Raw genomic sequence first — 19,285 nt, 5'->3', positions numbered from 1 at the left:
GCTCCAGAAATCAATCGGTGGTGGCGGGTGCCGTCCTGGCTGTCACCGTGCGCCCACGAGTAGCTCGCATCACGCCCGAGTGCACCGCTTCCCGATCACCTTCAGCGATCTGTGCCCATCGGAGGCAGGCGGCAGCAGCCATCGACAACTCGACCTGGTTACGGTACGCGGGGCTACGCCATTCGGTCAAACCAGCAGTGCCCGAGAGACACTATCCACAGGCTGGGGACAACAACTTGAACCGCACCCGCCACGCTGACTACCGTGGCTGAACTCCGATTCGTTCCTTTATCCCCGCCCGACCTGATATTCATCCCGACCCGTCCTCGAACCACACGTTCGTGGGACCTGTGAGAGAGCGTGCCCTGTGGCTGACGTACCTGCCGATCTTGCCGCAGTGTGGCCACGAGTACTGGAGCAGCTCCTCGGCGAGGGCCGCGGTCAGGGTGTGGAGGCGAAGGACGAGCACTGGATCAGGCGCTGCCAGCCGCTCGCGCTGGTGGCGGACACCGCTCTCCTCGCCGTACCGAACGAATTCGCGAAAAACGTACTGGAGGGCCGTCTCGCACCGATCGTCAGCGAGACCCTGAGCCGCGAGTGCGGGCGCCCGATCCGGATCGCGATCACCGTGGACGAGTCCGCGGGCGAACCCCCGGCCCCGCCGGCACCCCCCGTGCAGAAGCAGCGCTACGACGAGCCCGAGCCCCCGTCGTCGCAGTACGACGGCGGGTACGGCCGGCACCGCGCCGAACAGCTGCCGGACCAGGGCGGCCGTGACCAGCTGCCCACCGCCCGCCCCGCCTACCCCTCGGAGTACCAGCGCCCCGAGCCGGGCGCATGGCCGCGCCCCGGGCAGGACGAGTACAGCTGGCAGCAGCCGCGGCTGGGCTTCCCGGAGCGCGACCCCTATGCCTCGCCGTCCCAGGACGGGTACCGCTCGGACGGCTACGGCGGCCAGGACTCGTACGCCCAGGAGTACCGCCCACAGCAGCCGCTGGACCGGCCCCCGTACGAGCAGCAGCGCACGGAGTACGAACCGCCGCGCCCCGACTACGAGCGGCCCGAGTACGACCGCCCCGACTACGACCGCTCCGATTACGAGCGGCCCGCCCACGAGCGGCCCGCCCACGACCGGCCCACCCACGACCGGCCCACCCACGACCGGCCCACCCACGACCGGTCCGACTACGACCGGGACTCCGGGCGCCGTGAGCTGCCCGAGCCCTCGGGCGGGCCGGGCCAGGGGCACCGCGGTGGTCCCGGACGGCCGGACCTGCCGACCATGCCGAGTGCCGGCGGTCCCGGGCCGCTGGGCGCGAAGCCCGCGCCGGCCGGCGGCCCCGGTGAGCCGACCGCCCGCCTGAACCCGAAGTACCTCTTCGACACGTTCGTCATCGGCGCGTCCAACCGCTTCGCGCACGCGGCCGCGGTCGCCGTCGCCGAGGCGCCCGCGAAGGCGTACAACCCCCTCTTCATCTACGGGGAGTCCGGCCTCGGCAAGACGCACCTGCTGCACGCCATCGGGCACTACGCGCGGAGCCTCTACCCGGGCACGCGCGTGCGGTACGTGAGCTCGGAGGAGTTCACCAACGAGTTCATCAACTCCATCCGCGACGGCAAGGGCGACAGCTTCCGCAAGCGCTACCGGGAGATGGACATCCTGCTCGTCGACGACATCCAGTTCCTCGCGGACAAGGAGTCGACGCAGGAGGAGTTCTTCCACACCTTCAACACGCTCCACAACGCGAACAAGCAGATCGTGCTCTCCAGCGACCGGCCGCCCAAGCAGCTGGTCACGCTGGAGGACCGGCTGCGCAACCGGTTCGAGTGGGGCCTGATCACCGACGTCCAGCCCCCGGAACTGGAGACGCGGATCGCGATCCTCCGCAAGAAGGCGGTCCAGGAGCAGCTGAACGCCCCGCCGGAGGTGCTCGAGTTCATCGCCTCCCGCATCTCGCGCAACATCCGTGAGCTGGAGGGCGCGCTGATCCGGGTGACGGCGTTCGCGTCGCTCAACCGGCAGCCTGTCGATCTCGGGCTGACCGAGATCGTCCTGAAGGACCTGATCCCCGGCGGGCAGGACTCCACTCCGGAGATCAGCGCGACGGCGATCATGGCGGCGACCGCTGACTACTTCGGGCTCACCGTCGAGGACCTGTGCGGGAGCTCGCGCGGCCGGCAGCTGGTCACGGCGCGGCAGATCGCCATGTACCTGTGCCGGGAGCTGACGGACCTGTCCCTGCCGAAGATCGGGGCACAGTTCGGGAACCGGGACCACACGACCGTGATGCACGCCGACCGGAAGATCCGGGCGCTGATGGCGGAGCGGCGGTCGATCTACAACCAGGTCACCGAGCTGACCAACCGCATCAAGAACGGCTAGTTCCACGGCGTTCAGGGCGCCCTTGGGAGAGATCCCGGGGCGCCCTTTGGCGTCCTGGGGTGGTGCGGAGGGGAGTCCGGTGCCGGTCGGTGGGGGCTGGTCGCGCAGTTCCCCGCGCCCCCAGGCGGCGCTCGAGCGAGGTCCGCTGTTCGATTAGCGGCCTGGTTACGGGCGTCCTCCACAGATTTACCGGCTTTCTTGCGTCCACACCCTGGGGACTGTGAAGTTGTCCCGAAGGTCGTCCACAGGCTGGGGGTCGAAACCGCATCGAGGCAGCTCAGGTGGCTGTGGAATCGTGGACAACGGATCTCCACAGACTGTGGACGAAGAAAAGATCCACAGGCTGTGTACGAAGTTGTCCACCGGTCGCCCACAGGGTGAGGGGCGGTTGTCCCCAGCGATCCCCAGCTTCTCCACACCGCTGTCCACTGTTCGGCAACGCGACGCGCCCGCTCACCGGGTCGAGTGAAAGGCGTCACACAAAGGTGCCGGGATGGCCTGTGGGAAAGGTGGGTAAAGCTGGGGACGGTGTTGGGGGTAAGTCCCCCCGGGCTGTGCACGGCGTGTGCAGAACTTTCTGTTCTCCACAGCGACACCAAGTTGTCCACGGGGTCCGCCCACAGGGGCAGTGGACAAAATCTCGGCCCTGAGCTGGGCAAACGAGGTTATCCACGGTATCCACAGCCCCTACTACTACTGACAACTAGAGAGAGCTGGGAATCCGTTTCGAAGAGGGCCCTGTGCACAACTCGCTCTCCGGCCTCTGACCGCGCCTCGTCACGACTTGACCGCGAGAGGCACCAGCTGTCAGTGCGGTGCGTCAGACTGGTCCCCGGTGTTCTTCCCCTCCCCGGGGCCGGCGACACCGGGACAGACGACGAAGACGCAGCAGGGCGAGAAGCCCCGGCGACAGCAGGAGGCGGGCTTACGGTGAAGATCCGGGTGGAACGCGACGTACTCGCGGAGGCAGTGGCGTGGGCGGCACGCAGCCTCCCGGCCCGTCCGCCGGCGCCGGTCCTCGCCGGCCTGCTGCTGAAGGCCGAGGACGGCCAGCTGAGCCTGTCCAGCTTCGACTACGAGGTCTCCGCGCGGGTCAGTGTCGAGACCGAGGTCGAGGAGGAGGGCACGGTCCTCGTCTCCGGCCGGCTGCTCGCCGACATCTGCCGCGCGCTCCCCAACCGGCCGGTGGAGATTTCCACAGACGGTGTACGGGCCACGGTGGTCTGTGGATCGTCCCGGTTCACGCTGCACACGCTGCCGGTGGAGGAGTACCCGTCCCTGCCGCAGATGCCGAACGCGACGGGCACGGTCCCCGGCGAGGTCTTCGCCTCCGCGGTCTCCCAGGTGGCCATCGCGGCCGGACGTGACGACACGCTGCCGGTGCTCACCGGCGTGCGCATCGAGATCGAGGGCGACACGGTCACCCTGGCCTCCACCGACCGCTACCGCTTCGCGGTCCGCGAGTTCCTGTGGAAGCCGGAGAACCCGGAGGCCTCCGCGGTCGCCCTGGTGCCCGCCAAGACCCTCCTGGACACCGCCAAGGCCCTCACGAGCGGCGACAGCGTCATCCTGGCGCTCTCCGGCTCGGGCGCGGGCGAGGGGCTCATCGGTTTCGAGGGTGCCGGCCGCCGTACGACCACGCGGCTGCTCGAGGGCGACCTGCCGAAGTACCGCACGCTGTTCCCGACCGAGTTCAACTCCGTCGCCGTGATCGAGACCGCCCCCTTCGTGGAGGCCGTCAAGCGCGTCGCCCTGGTCGCCGAGCGGAACACCCCGGTGCGGCTCAGTTTCGAGCAGGGTGTGCTGATCCTGGAGGCCGGTTCCAGCGACGACGCACAGGCTGTGGAAAGGGTCGACGCGCAGCTGGAGGGCGACGACATCTCGATCGCCTTCAACCCGACGTTCCTGCTGGACGGCCTGAGCGCGATCGACTCCCCGGTGGCCCAGCTGTCGTTCACGACGTCCACGAAGCCGGCGCTGCTGAGCGGCAAGCCCGCGGTGGACGCCGAGGCGGACGAGGCGTACAAGTACCTGATCATGCCGGTGCGGCTCAGCGGCTGACCAGCGGCCGGTTGTCCACAGCTGTGCACGGTGCCGGGTGTCCCTTGTGGATGTCCGGCACCGACGTCCGGTGGTTTCCCCAGGTGAGCGGCTATGCCCACAACTGTGCGCAAAGGGCCGGGATTAGGCTCGGAGGCGGGCACGAACGTGCCTCTCCTGCCACACCGCAACCTAAGGAACCAACTGATGGAGCTCGGTCTCGTCGGCCTCGGCAAGATGGGCGGCAACATGCGCGAGCGGATCCGCCGCGCGGGCCACACCGTCGTCGGATACGACCGCAACCCGGACCTCGCCGATGTCCACAGCCTGGAAGAGCTTGTGGGCAAGCTCAGCGGGCCGCGCGTGGTGTGGGTGATGGTCCCGGCCGGGGCGCCCACCCAGTCCACGATCGACGAGCTGGCCGAGCTCCTGGAGCCCGGTGACGTGGTCGTCGACGGCGGCAACTCCCGCTGGACGGACGACGAGAGGCACGCCGAGGAGCTGGCGGCCAAGGGCATCGGGTTCGTCGACTGCGGTGTCTCCGGCGGCGTCTGGGGCCTGGAGAACGGCTACGCCCTGATGTACGGCGGCGACGCCGGGCACGTCGAGAAGGTCCGGCCGGTCTTCGACGCGCTCAAGCCCGAGGGCGACTTCGGTTCGGTGCACGCCGGCAAGGTCGGCGCGGGCCACTTCGCGAAGATGGTCCACAACGGCATCGAGTACGCGATGATGCAGGCCTACGCCGAGGGCTGGGAACTCCTGGAGAAGGTCGACTCCGTCACGGACGTGCGCGAGGTCTTCCGCTCCTGGCAGGAAGGGACGGTCATCCGTTCCTGGCTGCTCGACCTCGCGGTGAACGCCCTCGACGAGGACGAGCACCTGGACAGGCTGAAGGGTTATGCACAGGACTCCGGCGAGGGCCGGTGGACTGTGGAAGCCGCCATAGACAACGCGGTGCCGCTGCCCGCGATCACCGCCTCGCTGTTCGCGCGGTTCGCCTCCCGGCAGGACGACTCGCCGCAGATGAAGATGATCGCCGCGCTGCGCAACCAGTTCGGCGGCCACGCCGTGGAGGCGAAGTAGCACCGCAGCGGAACCAGAAGAACCAGCAGAACCGAGAAGCAGTACCGAGCAGAGACGAAGCAGCAGGTCACGGGGAGGTCGGCGAGAACCCATGCACGTCACGCATCTGTCGCTGGCCGACTTCCGCTCCTATGCCCGGGTCGAGGTCCCGCTCGACCCGGGCGTCACCGCCTTCGTGGGCCCCAACGGCCAGGGCAAGACCAACCTCGTCGAGGCCGTCGGCTATCTCGCCACCCTCGGCAGCCACCGGGTCGCCTCCGACGCTCCCCTGGTCCGCATGGGCGCCGACCGGGCGATCATCAGGGCGCAGGTCCGGCAGGGCGACCGGCAGCAGCTGGTCGAGCTCGAGCTGAACCCCGGCAAGGCCAACCGAGCCCGCATCAACAGGTCCTCGCAGGTCAGGCCGCGTGACGTGCTGGGGATCGTACGGACCGTGCTGTTCGCGCCCGAGGACCTCGCGCTGGTGAAGGGCGATCCCGGGGAGCGGCGCCGCTTCCTGGACGAGCTGATCACCGCGCGGTCGCCGCGGATGGCGGGCGTGCGGTCCGACTACGAGCGGGTGCTCAAGCAGCGGAACACCCTGTTGAAGTCCGCCGCCCTCGCCCGGCGGCACGGCGGCCGTTCCATGGATCTGTCCACGCTCGACGTGTGGGACCAGCACCTGGCGCGGGTCGGCGCCGAGCTGCTCGCCCAGCGGCTCGACCTGGTCGCCGCGATCCAGCCCCTCGCGGACAAGGCGTACGAGCAGCTGGCGCCGGGCGGCGGTCCCGTGGCGCTGGAGTACCGGCCGTCGGCGCCCGGCGAGGCGCACACCCGCGAGGATCTGTACGTCCAGCTGACGGCGGCGCTGGCGGACGCCCGCAAGCAGGAGATCGAGCGGGGCGTCACCCTGGTCGGCCCGCACCGCGACGACCTGGTCCTCAAGCTGGGGCAGCTGCCCGCCAAGGGCTATGCCTCGCACGGGGAGTCCTGGTCGTACGCGCTGGCGCTGCGCCTCGCCTCGTACGACCTGTTGCGTGCCGAGGGGAACGAGCCGGTGCTGGTGCTCGACGACGTGTTCGCCGAGCTGGACGCCCGGCGCCGGGAGCGGCTGGCGGAGCTGGTCGCGCCCGGGGAGCAGGTGCTGGTCACCGCCGCCGTGGACGACGACGTTCCGCACATCCTCACGGGTACGCGGTACGTGGTGGCCGACGGGACGGTGGAGCGGGCATGAGCACCGAAGGACCCGCGCCCGGGCCACGGGAGGAACCCTCCGGTGTCGACCTCGCGCGCGTGGCGCTCAGGGCGGCCAAGGAGGCGGCACGCGCGCGTGGTGACGCGGCGCAGCAGAAGAAGCAGGCGCGGCGCGGTGGCCTGCGCTCCGGCGCGCGCGCCGACGGCCGCGACCCCATGGCGCTGGGTTCCGCGATCAACCGGCTGATCACCGAGCGCGGCTGGGAGACGCCGGCCGCGGTGGGCGGGGTGATGGGCCGGTGGCCGGAGATCGTCGGCGAGGATCTGGCCAAGCACTGTGTGCCGCAGCGCTACGACGAGGACGAGCGGGTGCTGGTCGTCCAGTGCGACTCCACGGCCTGGGCGACCCAGCTGCGTCACCTCGCGCCCGCGTTGGTCGCCCGCCTGAACGAGGACCTGGGGCACGGCACCGTACGCCTGATCAAGGTGCTCAATCCCGGCGGTCCGGCCCGGCGCTACGGCCCGCTGCGCGCCCCTGGGAGCACGGGTCCCGGGGATACCTACGGGTGAGTTACGTCACGGTCCCGGCCGGGTGCGGTGCCGTTCCACGGCCTGCCCGGCTGATCGTCGTACGACCGCACGCGGTTGCGAATCGCGACCTGACGCCGGAGTAGCCAAGGGTTGACAGCAGGAAGCGCTGAGTGCCTCCGTGAGCCTCTTGGAGCCCCCATCCGTATATCGGGAGTCGGCACAGGCCGGTTCAGGGCGGCACATGCGGACTCAGGTACCGGCAAACCCCCATCACTGTCGGCGCTACCGGTAGACTGGAAGACAATCCCGCCCCGAACGTGGGGACCGTCCGGGAAAAGCTGAGCAACGCTGATCAAGGCTTACCAACGCAACATGCCGCAGCCGCTCCGGCAACCCGCCGACGAGCCCGGCTCGTGCTGTGCCAGAAAGGGCGCTTCGTGGCCGATTCCGGCAACCCCAACGAGAACATCCCGTCCACCGACGCCGGCGCGCACGGTGAGGCCGCTGGTTCTGGCGCCGCCTCCGGTTCGTACGACGCCAGTGCCATCACCGTGCTCGAAGGGCTGGACGCGGTCCGCAAGCGGCCCGGTATGTACATCGGCTCGACCGGTGAGCGCGGCCTGCACCACCTGGTGTACGAGGTTGTGGACAACTCCGTCGACGAGGCCCTGGCCGGCTACGCGGACACCATCGACGTGACGATCCTGGCCGACGGCGGCGTGCGCGTCGTGGACAACGGCCGTGGCATCCCGGTCGGCATCGTGGCGTCCGAGGGCAAGCCGGCCGTCGAGGTCGTGCTGACCGTGCTGCACGCGGGCGGCAAGTTCGGCGGCGGCGGCTACGCGGTCTCCGGCGGTCTGCACGGCGTGGGTGTGTCTGTCGTGAACGCGCTCTCGTCCAAGGTGTCCGTCGAGATCAAGACCGACGGTCACCGCTGGACGCAGGACTACAAGCTGGGCGTCCCGACGGCTCCGCTGGCCAAGCACGAGGAGACCGGTGAGACCGGTACCTCGGTCACGTTCTGGGCCGACCCGGACATCTTCGAGACCACCGAGTACTCCTTCGAGACGCTGTCGCGGCGTTTCCAGGAGATGGCGTTCCTGAACAAGGGCCTGACGATCCGGCTCACCGACGAGCGCGAGTCGGCGAAGGCCGTGGCCGGGGCCGACGAGGCGGGTGCGGACGAGAAGGCCGAGGTCAAGACCGTCACGTACCACTACGAGGGCGGCATCGTCGACTTCGTGAAGTACCTGAACTCCCGCAAGGGAGACGTGGTGCACCCCACGGTCATCGACCTGGAGGCCGAGGACAAGGACAAGAGCCTGTCCCTCGAGGTCGCCATGCAGTGGAACAGCGGCTACAGCGAGGGTGTGTACTCGTTCGCCAACATCATCCACACGCACGAGGGCGGTACCCACGAGGAGGGCTTCCGCGCCGCGCTGACCTCGCTGATCAACAAGTACGCGCGCGACAAGAAGCTGCTCCGCGAGAAGGACGACAACCTCACCGGTGACGACATCCGCGAGGGTCTGACCGCGATCATCTCGGTCAAGCTGAGCGAGCCGCAGTTCGAGGGCCAGACGAAGACCAAGCTGGGCAACACGGAGGCCAAGACCTTCGTGCAGAAGGCGGTCTACGAGCACCTGAACGACTGGCTGGACCGCAACCCGGTGGAGGCCGCGGACATCATCCGCAAGGGCATCCAGGCGGCCACCGCGCGCGTGGCGGCCCGCAAGGCCCGCGACCTCACCCGCCGCAAGGGCCTCCTGGAGAGCGCCTCGCTGCCGGGCAAGCTCTCCGACTGCCAGTCGAACGACCCCACCAAGTGCGAGATCTTCATCGTCGAGGGTGACTCCGCCGGCGGCTCGGCCAAGTCCGGCCGCAACCCGCAGTACCAGGCGATCCTCCCGATCCGCGGCAAGATCCTCAACGTCGAGAAGGCGCGGATCGACAAGATCCTGCAGAACCAGGAGATCCAGGCGCTGATCTCGGCCTTCGGCACGGGTGTGCACGAGGACTTCGACATCGAGAAGCTCCGCTATCACAAGATCATCCTGATGGCGGACGCCGACGTCGACGGCCAGCACATCAACACCCTGCTGCTGACCTTCCTGTTCCGCTTCATGCGGGACCTGGTGGAGCAGGGGCACGTGTACCTGTCCCGTCCCCCGCTGTACAAGATCAAGTGGGGCCGGGACGAGGTCGAGTACGCCTACTCCGACCGCGAGCGCGACGCCCTCCTTGAGCTCGGCCGGCAGCGCGGCAAGCGGGTCAAGGAGGACTCGATCCAGCGCTTCAAGGGTCTCGGCGAGATGAACGCCGAGGAACTGCGCGTGACCACCATGGACGTCGACCACCGCGTCCTCGGCCAGGTCACCCTCGACGACGCGGCCCAGGCCGACGACCTGTTCTCGGTCCTGATGGGCGAGGACGTCGAGGCCCGCCGCCAGTTCATCCAGCGCAACGCCAAGGACGTCCGCTTCCTCGACATCTGAGTCGGTCTCAGCTGACCGCACCAGGAAGGATCTTCACCAGCAATGGCCGACGAGAACACTCCTGTCACCCCTGAAGAGGGCGGCGACGTCGTGATGCGCATCGAGCCCGTCGGGCTCGAGACGGAGATGCAGCGCTCGTACCTCGACTACGCGATGTCCGTCATCGTCTCGCGCGCGCTGCCCGACGTCCGGGACGGTCTCAAGCCCGTCCACCGGCGTGTGCTGTACGCGATGTACGACGGCGGCTACCGCCCGGAGCGCGGCTTCTACAAGTGCGCCCGTGTCGTCGGAGACGTCATGGGCAACTACCACCCGCACGGCGACTCCTCGATCTACGACGCCCTGGTCCGCCTCGCCCAGCCCTGGTCGATGCGGATGCCGCTCGTCGACTCCAACGGCAACTTCGGCTCCCCGGGCAACGACCCGGCGGCCGCCATGCGGTACACCGAGTGCAAGATGGCGCCGCTGTCGATGGAGATGGTCCGCGACATCGACGAGGAGACCGTCGACTTCACGGACAACTACGACGGCCGCTCCCAGGAGCCGACCGTCCTGCCGGCCCGCTTCCCGAACCTGCTGATCAACGGCTCCGCCGGTATCGCGGTCGGCATGGCGACCAACATCCCGCCGCACAACCTGCGCGAGGTCGCCGCCGGCGCCCAGTGGTGCCTGGAGAACCCGGAGGCCTCGCACGAGGAGCTCCTGGACGCGCTGATCGAGCGCATCAAGGGCCCCGATTTCCCGACCGGCGCCCTGGTCGTCGGCCGCAAGGGCATCGAGGAGGCCTACCGCACGGGCCGCGGCTCGATCACGATGCGCGCGGTCGTCGAGGTCGAGGAGATCCAGAACCGCCAGTGCCTGGTGGTCACGGAGCTGCCGTACCAGGTGAACCCCGACAACCTCGCGCAGAAGATCGCCGACCTGGTGAAGGACGGCAAGGTCGGCGGCATCGCGGACGTCCGGGACGAGACCTCCTCGCGCACCGGCCAGCGCCTCGTCATCGTGCTGAAGCGGGACGCGGTCGCCAAGGTCGTCCTGAACAACCTGTACAAGCACACCGACCTGCAGACCAACTTCGGCGCCAACATGCTGGCCCTGGTGGACGGCGTGCCGCGCACGCTCTCGCTGGACGCGTTCATCCGGCACTGGGTGACGCACCAGATCGAGGTCATCGTCCGCCGGACCCGCTTCCGGCTGCGCAAGGCCGAGGAGCGGGCGCACATCCTGCGCGGTCTGCTCAAGGCGCTGGACGCGATCGACGAGGTCATCGCGCTGATCCGGGCCAGTGACACGGTCGAGATCGCGCGCACGGGCCTGATGGAGCTCCTGGAGATCGACGAGATCCAGGCCAACGCCATCCTCGAGATGCAGCTGCGTCGGCTGGCCGCCCTGGAACGCCAGAAGATCATCCAGGAGCACGACGAACTCCAGGCGAAGATCACCGAGTACAACGCGATCCTCGCCTCGCCGGTCCGCCAGCGCGGCATCGTCAGCGAGGAGCTGGCCGCGATCGTCGAGAAGTACGGCGACGACCGCAAGACCATGCTGGTGCCCTACGACGGTGACATGTCCATCGAGGACCTGATCGCCGAGGAGGACATCGTGGTCACCGTCTCCCGCGGTGGCTATGTGAAGCGGACCAAGACGGACGACTACCGGGCGCAGAAGCGCGGCGGCAAGGGCGTGCGCGGTACGAAGCTGAAGGAAGACGACATCGTCGACCACTTCTTCGTCTCCACCACGCACCACTGGCTGCTGTTCTTCACGAACAAGGGCCGGGTGTACCGGGCGAAGGCGTACGAGCTGCCGGACGCCGGCCGGGACGCGCGCGGTCAGCACGTGGCGAACCTGCTGGCCTTCCAGCCGGACGAGGCGATCGCCGAGATCCTCGCGATCCGGGACTACGACGCGGCGGACTACCTGGTGCTGGCCACCAAGGCCGGTCTGGTCAAGAAGACGCCTCTGAAGGATTACGATTCGCCCCGCTCCGGCGGCGTCATCGCGATCAACCTGCGGGAGCGCGAGGACGGTTCCGACGACGAACTGATCGGTGCCGAGCTGGTTTCGGCGGACGACGATCTGCTTCTGATCAGCAAGAAGGCGCAGTCGATCAGGTTCACCGCCTCCGACGAGACTCTGCGACCCATGGGCCGGGCCACCTCCGGTGTCAAGGGCATGAGTTTCCGTGAGGGGGATGAACTTCTGTCGATGAATGTTGTTCGACCCGGTACGTTCGTGTTCACTGCCACTGACGGGGGGTACGCGAAGCGGACCCGTGTCGACGAGTACCGCGTCCAGGGCCGCGGCGGCCTCGGTATCAAGGCCGCCAAGATCGTGGAGGACCGCGGTTCGCTGGTCGGCGCGCTGATCGTCGAGGAGAACGACGAGATCCTCGCCATCACCCTGTCCGGCGGTGTGATTCGCACGCGAGTCAGCGGGGTCAGGGAGACGGGCCGTGACACCATGGGCGTCCAACTGATCAACCTGGGCAAGCGCGATGCCGTCGTGGGCATCGCACGTAACGCCGAGGCCGGCAGCGAGGCGGAGGAAGTCGACGGCGTTGACGTCGTGGACGAGACCGCCGAGGGTGTCGCGACCAGCGGCACGGACGAGGGTGAGGCGCCCTCGGCCGAGTAGGCACGAGGAGTGAGTCATCGTGAGCGGAGCCACGGGCGCCGGATCGGCCGGTACCTCGACGGGTACGGATGCGGACGGCGGCGGCCGTGGCTCCGCCGCGTCCGACGGGGGCGGTGCGCCGCAGCAGGCGGACACGCACACGACCCAGCTGAAGGCGATCAAGGCGCCCGCGAAGGCGCCCGCGTCCGACGCACCGGGAGCGCAGGGGGGAACCGTGACCGACACCCGAGGGACGGCCGCGCCGGGCGACCGGCCGGCGCCCGCGCAGCAGCAGGGGGCCTCCCCGCTGCCCGGGGAACGGCGTGCAGAGCAGCCCGCCGGGCCCTACCACCCGCCGCAGGCCTATCCGGCGGCGCAGGCCGCCCAGGCGCCCGCGGGGGGCGTACGGCGGCCGCGCACGGGCGCCGCCGGGGCGCGCACCGCACCGCGCACCCGCAAGGCCCGGCTGCGGGTCGCCAAGGCCGATCCCTGGTCGGTGATGAAGGTCAGCTTCCTGCTCTCCATCGCGCTGGGCATCTGCTCGATCGTGGCGGCGGCGGTGCTGTGGATGGTCCTGGACGCGATGGGCGTGTTCTCGACGGTCGGCGGCACGATCTCGGAGGCAACCGGTTCGAACGAGTCGAACGGCTTCGACCTCCAGTCGTTCCTCTCCCTCCCGCACGTCCTGACGTTCACGGCGATCATCGCGGTCATCGACGTCGTCCTCGCGACGGCGCTGGCGACCCTCGGCGCGTTCATCTACAACCTCTCCGCGGGGTTCGTCGGCGGCGTCGAGCTGACCTTGGCCGAGGACGAGTAACGCCGGTCCAAACCTCTCCTGACGATCCCCCGACAACCGATTTTGGGACTGCCCCGGTCGTGCGCTAATCTTCAGGAGTCAGCGCGCGGGACATACACCGCAGAGCGCGGCGGGGCTATAGCTCAGTTGGTTAGAGCGCATCCCTGATAAGGATGAGGCCACAGGTTCAAATCCTGTTAGCCCCACCAGCACGAAGACCCCCGGTCCGATTGGATCGGGGGTCTTCGCTTTGGTGTTCGTCGTCTTCGTCGTCTTGGTCGTCTTCGTGGTGTTCCCAGCCGGTTCCGGGCATGAAAAGGCCCGGCCGCTGGCGACGGGGGATGCACCAGCGACCGGGTTGTGGCCAGCCTAACAAGGTGGCCTGTGCGGCGGGAGTCAACTTCTCGACCGTCGTGAGCAGTTGTGATCGGGATCACTCAAGTGCGGTCAGGGGTGGGAGTGGATCAGGTATCGCAGGGCGGGTCGTAGGCGAGACGGGGGAGGTACTCGCGCCATTTGGCGGGTGTCAGGACGTTGCGGGTGACCGCGCAGATGCGGTTGACCGCCTGGTCGACATCGAGGCTCCACAGCCGGACCGTGTCGGCGCCGCTGGAGACGCCCAGCATGTTGCTCCGCGGGCTGAAGGAGAGGAAGTTGCCCGTCTTGGCGTTGGGGCTCATGGACTGGCCGATGGGGTGGGCCGAGGACGGAGACGACACGTTCCACAGGCGGACCGTGTTGTCGTTGCCGCCGCTGGCCAGGGTCCTGCCGTCGCGGCTGAACGTCAGGGAGACCACCGCCTCGGTGTGACCGGTGAGGGCGGAGCCGAGCCGGGTCGCGTGGGCCGGGTGGGAGACGTTCCAGAGGCGGACCGTGTCGTCGTCGCTGCCGCTGGCCAGGGTGTGGCCGTCGGGGCTGTAGGCGAGGGTGTTGATGGGGCCCAGGTGGCCCTTCAGGGGGCCGCCCAGGGGCCTTGCGCGGGTCCGGTCGGAGACGTTCCAGAGGCGTACGGTGCCGTCCGCGCTGCCGCTGGCCAGGGTGTCGCCGTCGGGGCTGAAGACGAGCGCGTTGACGTAGCCGGTGTGGCCCTTGAGGGGCTCCCCGAGCCGCGTGGGGTGGGCGGGATCGCTGATGTCCAGGAGTTGGACGGTGCGGTCGTCGTAGTCGGCGGCCACCGTCCGGCCGTCGGGGCTCAGCGCCAGCGCCTCGGCCCCCGCGTACCGCGTGTCCAGCCGGACCGGCGCACCGTACTGGGCGGGGTGCGCGGGGTCGGAGATGTTCCACAGCTGCACCCAGCTGAGGTTGTTCTCGCTGGTCAGGATGATCAGCGTGCGGCCGTCCCGGGTGAACACCATGGACCGCAGGTCCCGCGACCCAGTCGTGAACGGCTTGCCGAGCACGGTGGGCCGGGACGGATCCGTGATGGTCCACAGCCGCATCCTGCTGTCGCCGCCGCCGGTGGCCAGGACCCGGCCGTCCGGGCTGAACGCTCCCGCCGCGCCGGTCATGTCCGAACCCGGGATCGACCACAGCCGCACCTTGCCGTCACCGCTGCCGGTCGCGAGGGTGTGCCCGTCGGGGCTCCAGCCGACGGCGTACATCTCACCGCTGCTGCCCGCGAGCGGCTCACCCACCTGGGAGGGGAAGGCCGGGTTGCCGACGTTCCACAGGCTGGCCGTGGAGTCCGCGCTGCCCGCGGCGAGCATGGAGCCGTCGGGGCTGAAGGCCACCGACCAGACGGGCCCGGTGTGGCCGGTGAGCGGCGCGCCGAGGGCCTTGGCATGTGTCGGGTCGCTGACGTCCCACAGCCGTACGGTGTCGTCCTTGCTGCCGCTGGCGAGAGTCCGGCCGTCCGGGCTGAAGGCCACCGAGTGCACGGTCGCGGTGTGTCCCGTGAGCGGAGCGCCGACGCGCTCGGGACGGCGGGGGTCGGAGAGGTCGTACAGGAGGATCGAGTTGTCGTCGCTGCCGGCCGCGAGGGTGCGGCCGTCGGGGCTGAACGCGATGGAGCGCACGGCCTCGGCGTGGCCGGTCAGGGTGCCCAGCGAGGCGGGGTGGCGCGGGTCGTGCACGTCCCACAGCCGGACGGTGTGGTCCTCGTCGGCGGCGGCCAGGGTCTTGCCGTCCGGGCTGAAGGCGACGAGATAGACGGTGCCGTCGTGCCCGGCCAGCGGTGTGCCCAGGGAGGTGGGGTGCCGCGGGTCGGAGACGTCCCACAGGCGTACGGTGCCGTCGTCGCCGGCGCTGGCCAGGGTCTTGCCGTCCGGGCTGAAGACCGCGCTGGAGACCCAGCTCGTGTGGCCGAGCAGGGGCTTGCCCAGGGGCTTCGGCCGGGTCGGGTTGCTGACGTCCCACAGCCGGACGGTGCGGTCGTAGGCGGCGGTGGCCAGGACCTTGCCGTCGGGACTGAAGGTGGTGAGGTAGACGGCGCCGGTGTGGCCGAGCAGCGGGGTGGCCAGCGGGGCGTTGACGATGGATATCAGGCGGTTGTTGGCGCCCTCGTCGTCCTGGCGCAGGTCGTGGGCCACCAGGTCGAGCTGGGCGGAGAGCGACGGGTCCGAGTACTGGAAGCGGTCGGCCTCCGCGACCACCCGCTCGAACACCGCGTCGTCCCGCTGCTGCCGGGCGATCACGGCCGAACCGGCCGCCAGTACCGCGAGCACGACCAGTGCCGACACGGCGGCCCGGCTGATCCACACCGTGCGCCGGCGCAGCCGTACCGAGGCGGCCAGGAACTCCACCGCGCTGCGGGTCAGGAAGGTGTCACCGGCCGACTTCGCCCAGGTGTGGGCCTGTTCCAGACGGGAGCCCCGGTAGAGCAGCGCGGAGTCCCGCGACGACTCGTCCCAGGCCCGGCCGTCCTCCTCCAGGCGCTGGCGCAGCAGATTGCCGTTGCGGTCCTCGTCGAGCCAGTCACGCAGCCGGGGCCAGGCGTGCAGCAGCGCCTCGTGGGTGATCTCCACGGTCTCGGCGTCGAGGGTCACCAGCCGGGCCCGGACCAGGGCTTCGAGCGACTCCTCCGTCTTGTCCGGGTCGGTGGATTCCGCGGCCAGCTGGCGTCGGGTGCCGCGCCTGCGGGTCGCCTGGGTGTCCTCGCCGAGCCGCACCAGGCGGAGCAGGAGCAGCCGGGCGGCGCTGCGGGCGGCCGGGTCCAGGCTCGACCAGGCACGTTCGGCGGTCGCGGCGACGGCGCCCTGGATGCCGCCGGCCGCCCGGTAACCGGCCAGTGTCAGCCGGCCCGCCTTGCGGCGCTGCCAGGTGGCCAGCAGGGCGTGGGAGAGGAGGGGGAGGACACCGGCGTCGTGGGCGCCACGTGGGCCGTCCGCGCTCACCTCGCGGACGATCAGCTCGGCGAGACCGGGTTCCAGCTCCAGGCCCACGGCCTTGGCCGGACCGGTCACGGCCTCGCGCAGTTCGGTGGTGGTCAGCGGGCCGAGCACCATGTGCCGGTGCTGGAGCGCATCGGCCAGTTCCGGGTAGTCGAGGCACTGCTCGTAGAAGTCGGCGCGGATGCCCAGGACGACGAGGGCGGCCGCCGGTTCGCCGGGGGCGACGGGGGTGCTGGCCGCGTGCAGGAGCTGCACGAAGGAGCGCCGGTCCGCCTCGTCGGTGCAGAGGGTGAAGGTCTCCTCGAACTGGTCGACGATCAGGACCGGGCGGGCCGGCGGAGCCTGAAGGGCTGGAGGAGCCTGAAGGGCTGGAGGAGCCGGAGCCGCAGAGGTCTGCGCGGGCGGTCGTGTTTCACGTGAAACATCGATGGCTGAGCCGGCCGTGGCCTCTCCGGTCCCCGTCTGCTCTGCCAGCTCGGGCAGGCGGCGGGTCAGCTCCTTCACGGGGTCCGTACCTGGGACGAGGTGAAGAATGCGGCGAGGGCGGTCGAGGTCCCCCTCGTCGGCCAGGGCGCCGCTCTGGACCGCGGTGACCAGACCGGCGTTCAGCAGCGAGGACTTTCCCGCGCCCGAGGCGCCGACCAGCATCACCAGGCCGCCACCGCCCGACTCCGCGGCACGGAGCTGGGCGACCAGCGCGTCGGTACTGCGCTCCCGGCCGAAGAACCAGCGGGCGTCCTCACGGCGGTAGGAGGCCAGACCCCGGTACGGGCAGACGCTGTCGACCGACGGGGGCCGTTCCGTCTCCTCGGCCGCTTCCGAAGCGGGCAGTTCGCCAACCGGATCGGCCACGGCCCGCTCCCACAGCTTCTGCCACTGGAGCATGTCGTAGAGTCCGCCGGACACCGGTGTCGGCTGGGCACGACGGGCCTGTGGGATCAGGACCTGCAGGACGGCAGAGAGGGCGACGAACTGTGCGGGTACGTTCTTCGCCCGCCGCCAGTCGCTGATCCGCTGGGCGGAGACCCGCACGGGCCGGCCCCGCTCGTCGACGCGATGCAGCCGGTCGACCGCCTCGGCGACGCGCTTGAGCGGAGGATTACCGGCCTCCCTGTACAGCAACGCGAGGCGTTCCGCGAAAGCTGTGCGTGCCCCAGCGTCGGGACCCAAGGCTCTCCACTCCCTACTTCCCCCGTTGCGCGCCATCCGGACCGGAAAACCCACTTTATATGGCTGACCTGCGGCGAAGCCCTGGACCGGACGTCATGCCCTCCTCATACGGGCCCCTCGGCTGGCAGGATTTCGCCTCAGCGACGCGGTGATCGGGGGGCACCCCGGCAGCCCGACCAGCCCAGCATTGCGCAGAGACAGCACACGGCACCGCACGTTCTCGGTCACCTTCGGCCGGCGGCCCTCCGCCGGAGCGGCGTACGAAGCGAGCTACTCCCGCCACTGAGCCGGACTCCGGTCCCGGGTGGGGGTCCTGCACCTCCCGCGCCGTTCGGCACCGGTCCCCACGTGGGGAGGGACCGGTGCCGAACGGCACGGGATCACATCCAGCCCGCGGTGCGTGCCGCCGCGACGGCCTGTTCCTCCGCGTCGTCCGCCTGCGCGTTCAGGGCCAGGTCCCGTCCGGCAGCGATGCCGGCGGCCGCCGTCGCCGCCGCCTGGGACGCGGTGAGGGCCGCGCGCAGGGCCGAAGCCGTCCGCGTGCGGTCGTCCAAGGAGGCGTCCGCCTGTGCGGCCAGGGAGGCGGCCACCTGTGCGGCCAGCGCCGCGGTGGCGGCGGCGTTGCGGGCGCAGCGGGCGTCCGCCGCCGGGTCGGGTGCGGTGCCGGCGAGGGCGCCGAGCGACTGGGCCGACAACCGGAGGGCGTTGGCGGCTCGGCCGACGGGACTCGTCGGCACGGTCTGGGCGGCGGCGGGGGCGATTCCCGCGTGGCGGCAGGCGGCAACCGCGCGCTCGTAGGCGCTGCGGGCGCGGGACGCGTGCAGCATTCTCAGGGTTTCCGCCGAGTGGGAGCCGGAGGGCGGCGTCGAGTGGGAGCCGGAGGGCGGCGTCGAGTGGTCGGTCGTCATCTGTGCCTCCTCGTGGGGAGTGCCGTGCTGGGGCCGGCCGGACGGTCGCCGCGGGTGCGTGGGGGCTGGGCGCGCAGTTCCCCGCGCCCCTTCGGGGCGCGCCACAGCGGGGGCTCCCGCTTGGTCAGCCGAACAGTCCCAGTGCCGAGTCCACCGACCAGGTCTGCCAGTTCATCGCGAACAGGCCGACCAGGGAGATCAGGGCCATCATCAGGTTCTGCCCCTGTTCCGCCCAGTCGTGGATCATGAGAACCAGGTAGATCAGATTGAGCAGGCACCCGGCCGCCAGCGCGATCGGGGTGAGGAAGCCGACGGCCAGTCCGAGGCCGAGGGCGAGCTCCGCGTAGGCCACGACGTAGGCCATCAGCCGCGGGCGCGGCGCGACGACGGTGTCGAAGCCCCGCCGGACCACCGGCCAGCGGTGCTTCTCCGCGACACCGGCCGCCCACCGGATGCCCCCGCCGCCGAACCACTGCTTCTTGTCCTTGTGCCGCCAGCTCTCCAGCCACCACAGACCGAGCCCGATGCGGAGCACCGCGAACCATTCGGCACCGTTCAGCAAGGCTGATCGCATCACGCACCCTCCCCGGAACCCCGTGGACAACTGTCTGACGGTTCGTCAGTTCAGCGGAAGGCGGCGTGCGTCGCAAGAGGCAGGGCGCGACGAACTCCGGGTGGCGGGCGGGGTGCGGGGTGTGGTGGGCCTTGCTGGTGCGGGCTCCTGGGCCTAGCCTGAATGCCGACGGTTTATCTGATGG

At 70.0% G+C, this 19,285-nt stretch carries 11 protein-coding genes and 1 tRNA gene; 9 read left to right on the top strand and 3 right to left on the bottom strand.

Features of this window, described 5'->3' with window-relative positions; translation table 11 throughout:
- Positions 1 to 367: 367 nt before the first annotated feature.
- The 9 genes from dnaA (at position 368) to ACZ63F_RS27945 (ending at position 13,329) form a co-directional block, all read left to right on the top strand.
- Positions 368 to 2,383 (top strand): chromosomal replication initiator protein DnaA, encoded by a 2,016-nt coding sequence (dnaA, locus tag ACZ63F_RS27985; protein ID WP_469714803.1) that lies wholly within the window; start codon positions 368 to 370, stop codon positions 2,381 to 2,383.
- A gap of 930 nt (positions 2,384 to 3,313) precedes the next feature.
- The gene (gene dnaN, locus ACZ63F_RS27980) at positions 3,314 to 4,444 is read left to right on the top strand and encodes a DNA polymerase III subunit beta (RefSeq protein WP_189262851.1); all 1,131 of its coding nucleotides are present in this window, start codon (positions 3,314 to 3,316) and stop codon (positions 4,442 to 4,444) included.
- Positions 4,445 to 4,630: 186 nt separating this feature from the next.
- Positions 4,631 to 5,506, top strand: a complete 876-nt coding sequence (gene gnd, locus ACZ63F_RS27975; protein WP_469714800.1) for a phosphogluconate dehydrogenase (NAD(+)-dependent, decarboxylating) — start codon at positions 4,631 to 4,633, stop codon at positions 5,504 to 5,506.
- A 91-nt stretch (positions 5,507 to 5,597) separates the two neighbouring features.
- Entirely contained in the window at positions 5,598 to 6,719 is a 1,122-nt protein-coding gene (recF, locus tag ACZ63F_RS27970; RefSeq protein WP_469714797.1) for a DNA replication/repair protein RecF, read from the top strand.
- Positions 6,716 to 7,249 carry a DciA family protein gene (locus tag ACZ63F_RS27965; RefSeq protein ID WP_351956815.1) on the top strand — a complete coding sequence of 178 codons (534 nt, stop codon included), beginning with the start codon at positions 6,716 to 6,718 and terminating at the stop codon, positions 7,247 to 7,249. The genes recF and ACZ63F_RS27965 overlap by 4 nt, the downstream gene beginning before the upstream one ends.
- A 374-nt stretch (positions 7,250 to 7,623) precedes the next feature.
- The gene (gene gyrB / locus ACZ63F_RS27960) at positions 7,624 to 9,705 is read left to right on the top strand and encodes a DNA topoisomerase (ATP-hydrolyzing) subunit B (protein WP_469714793.1); all 2,082 of its coding nucleotides are present in this window, start codon (positions 7,624 to 7,626) and stop codon (positions 9,703 to 9,705) included.
- Positions 9,706 to 9,747: 42 nt separating this feature from the next.
- Positions 9,748 to 12,342, top strand: a complete 2,595-nt coding sequence (gene gyrA / locus ACZ63F_RS27955) for a DNA gyrase subunit A (protein ID WP_469714790.1) — start codon at positions 9,748 to 9,750, stop codon at positions 12,340 to 12,342.
- A gap of 19 nt (positions 12,343 to 12,361) precedes the next feature.
- Positions 12,362 to 13,141 carry a DUF3566 domain-containing protein gene (locus ACZ63F_RS27950; RefSeq protein WP_469714788.1) on the top strand — a complete coding sequence of 260 codons (780 nt, stop codon included), beginning with the start codon at positions 12,362 to 12,364 and terminating at the stop codon, positions 13,139 to 13,141.
- A 111-nt stretch (positions 13,142 to 13,252) separates the two neighbouring features.
- A tRNA-Ile gene (locus ACZ63F_RS27945) sits at positions 13,253 to 13,329 on the top strand.
- A gap of 255 nt (positions 13,330 to 13,584) precedes the next feature.
- Here ACZ63F_RS27945 and ACZ63F_RS27940 read toward each other — a convergent pair.
- The 3 genes from ACZ63F_RS27940 to ACZ63F_RS27930 form a co-directional block, all read right to left on the bottom strand.
- Positions 13,585 to 17,655, bottom strand: coding sequence for an nSTAND1 domain-containing NTPase (locus ACZ63F_RS27940; RefSeq protein ID WP_469715179.1), 4,071 nt, complete (start codon positions 17,653 to 17,655; stop codon positions 13,585 to 13,587).
- 344 nt (positions 17,656 to 17,999) lie between these two features.
- On the bottom strand, positions 18,000 to 18,527 hold the full coding sequence (locus ACZ63F_RS27935) for a hypothetical protein (RefSeq protein WP_469714786.1): 528 nt from the start codon (positions 18,525 to 18,527) through the stop codon (positions 18,000 to 18,002).
- A 124-nt stretch (positions 18,528 to 18,651) separates the two neighbouring features.
- Positions 18,652 to 19,101, bottom strand: coding sequence for a DoxX family protein (locus tag ACZ63F_RS27930; protein ID WP_469714783.1), 450 nt, complete (start codon positions 19,099 to 19,101; stop codon positions 18,652 to 18,654).
- Between the last annotated feature and the right edge of the window lie 184 nt (positions 19,102 to 19,285).

Source organism: Streptomyces sp. NPDC104761 (assembly GCF_055583445.1).
Note: the sequence above shows the minus strand (reverse complement) of the source record. Positions and strands in the feature narration are given on the sequence as shown.

What these genes read in the sequence shown, in the direction of transcription:
- gnd (WP_469714800.1), top strand. Translation starts at nt 4,631, where the DNA reads ATGGAGCTCGGTCTCGTCGGCCTCGGCAAGATGGGCGGCAACATGCGC.
- recF (WP_469714797.1), top strand. Translation starts at nt 5,598, where the DNA reads ATGCACGTCACGCATCTGTCGCTGGCCGACTTCCGCTCCTATGCCCGG.
- ACZ63F_RS27965 (WP_351956815.1), top strand. Translation starts at nt 6,716, where the DNA reads ATGAGCACCGAAGGACCCGCGCCCGGGCCACGGGAGGAACCCTCCGGT.
- gyrA (WP_469714790.1), top strand. Translation starts at nt 9,748, where the DNA reads ATGGCCGACGAGAACACTCCTGTCACCCCTGAAGAGGGCGGCGACGTC.
- ACZ63F_RS27940 (WP_469715179.1), bottom strand. Translation starts at nt 17,655, where the DNA reads ATGGCGCGCAACGGGGGAAGTAGGGAGTGGAGAGCCTTGGGTCCCGAC.
- ACZ63F_RS27935 (WP_469714786.1), bottom strand. Translation starts at nt 18,527, where the DNA reads ATGACGACCGACCACTCGACGCCGCCCTCCGGCTCCCACTCGACGCCG.
- ACZ63F_RS27930 (WP_469714783.1), bottom strand. Translation starts at nt 19,101, where the DNA reads ATGCGATCAGCCTTGCTGAACGGTGCCGAATGGTTCGCGGTGCTCCGC.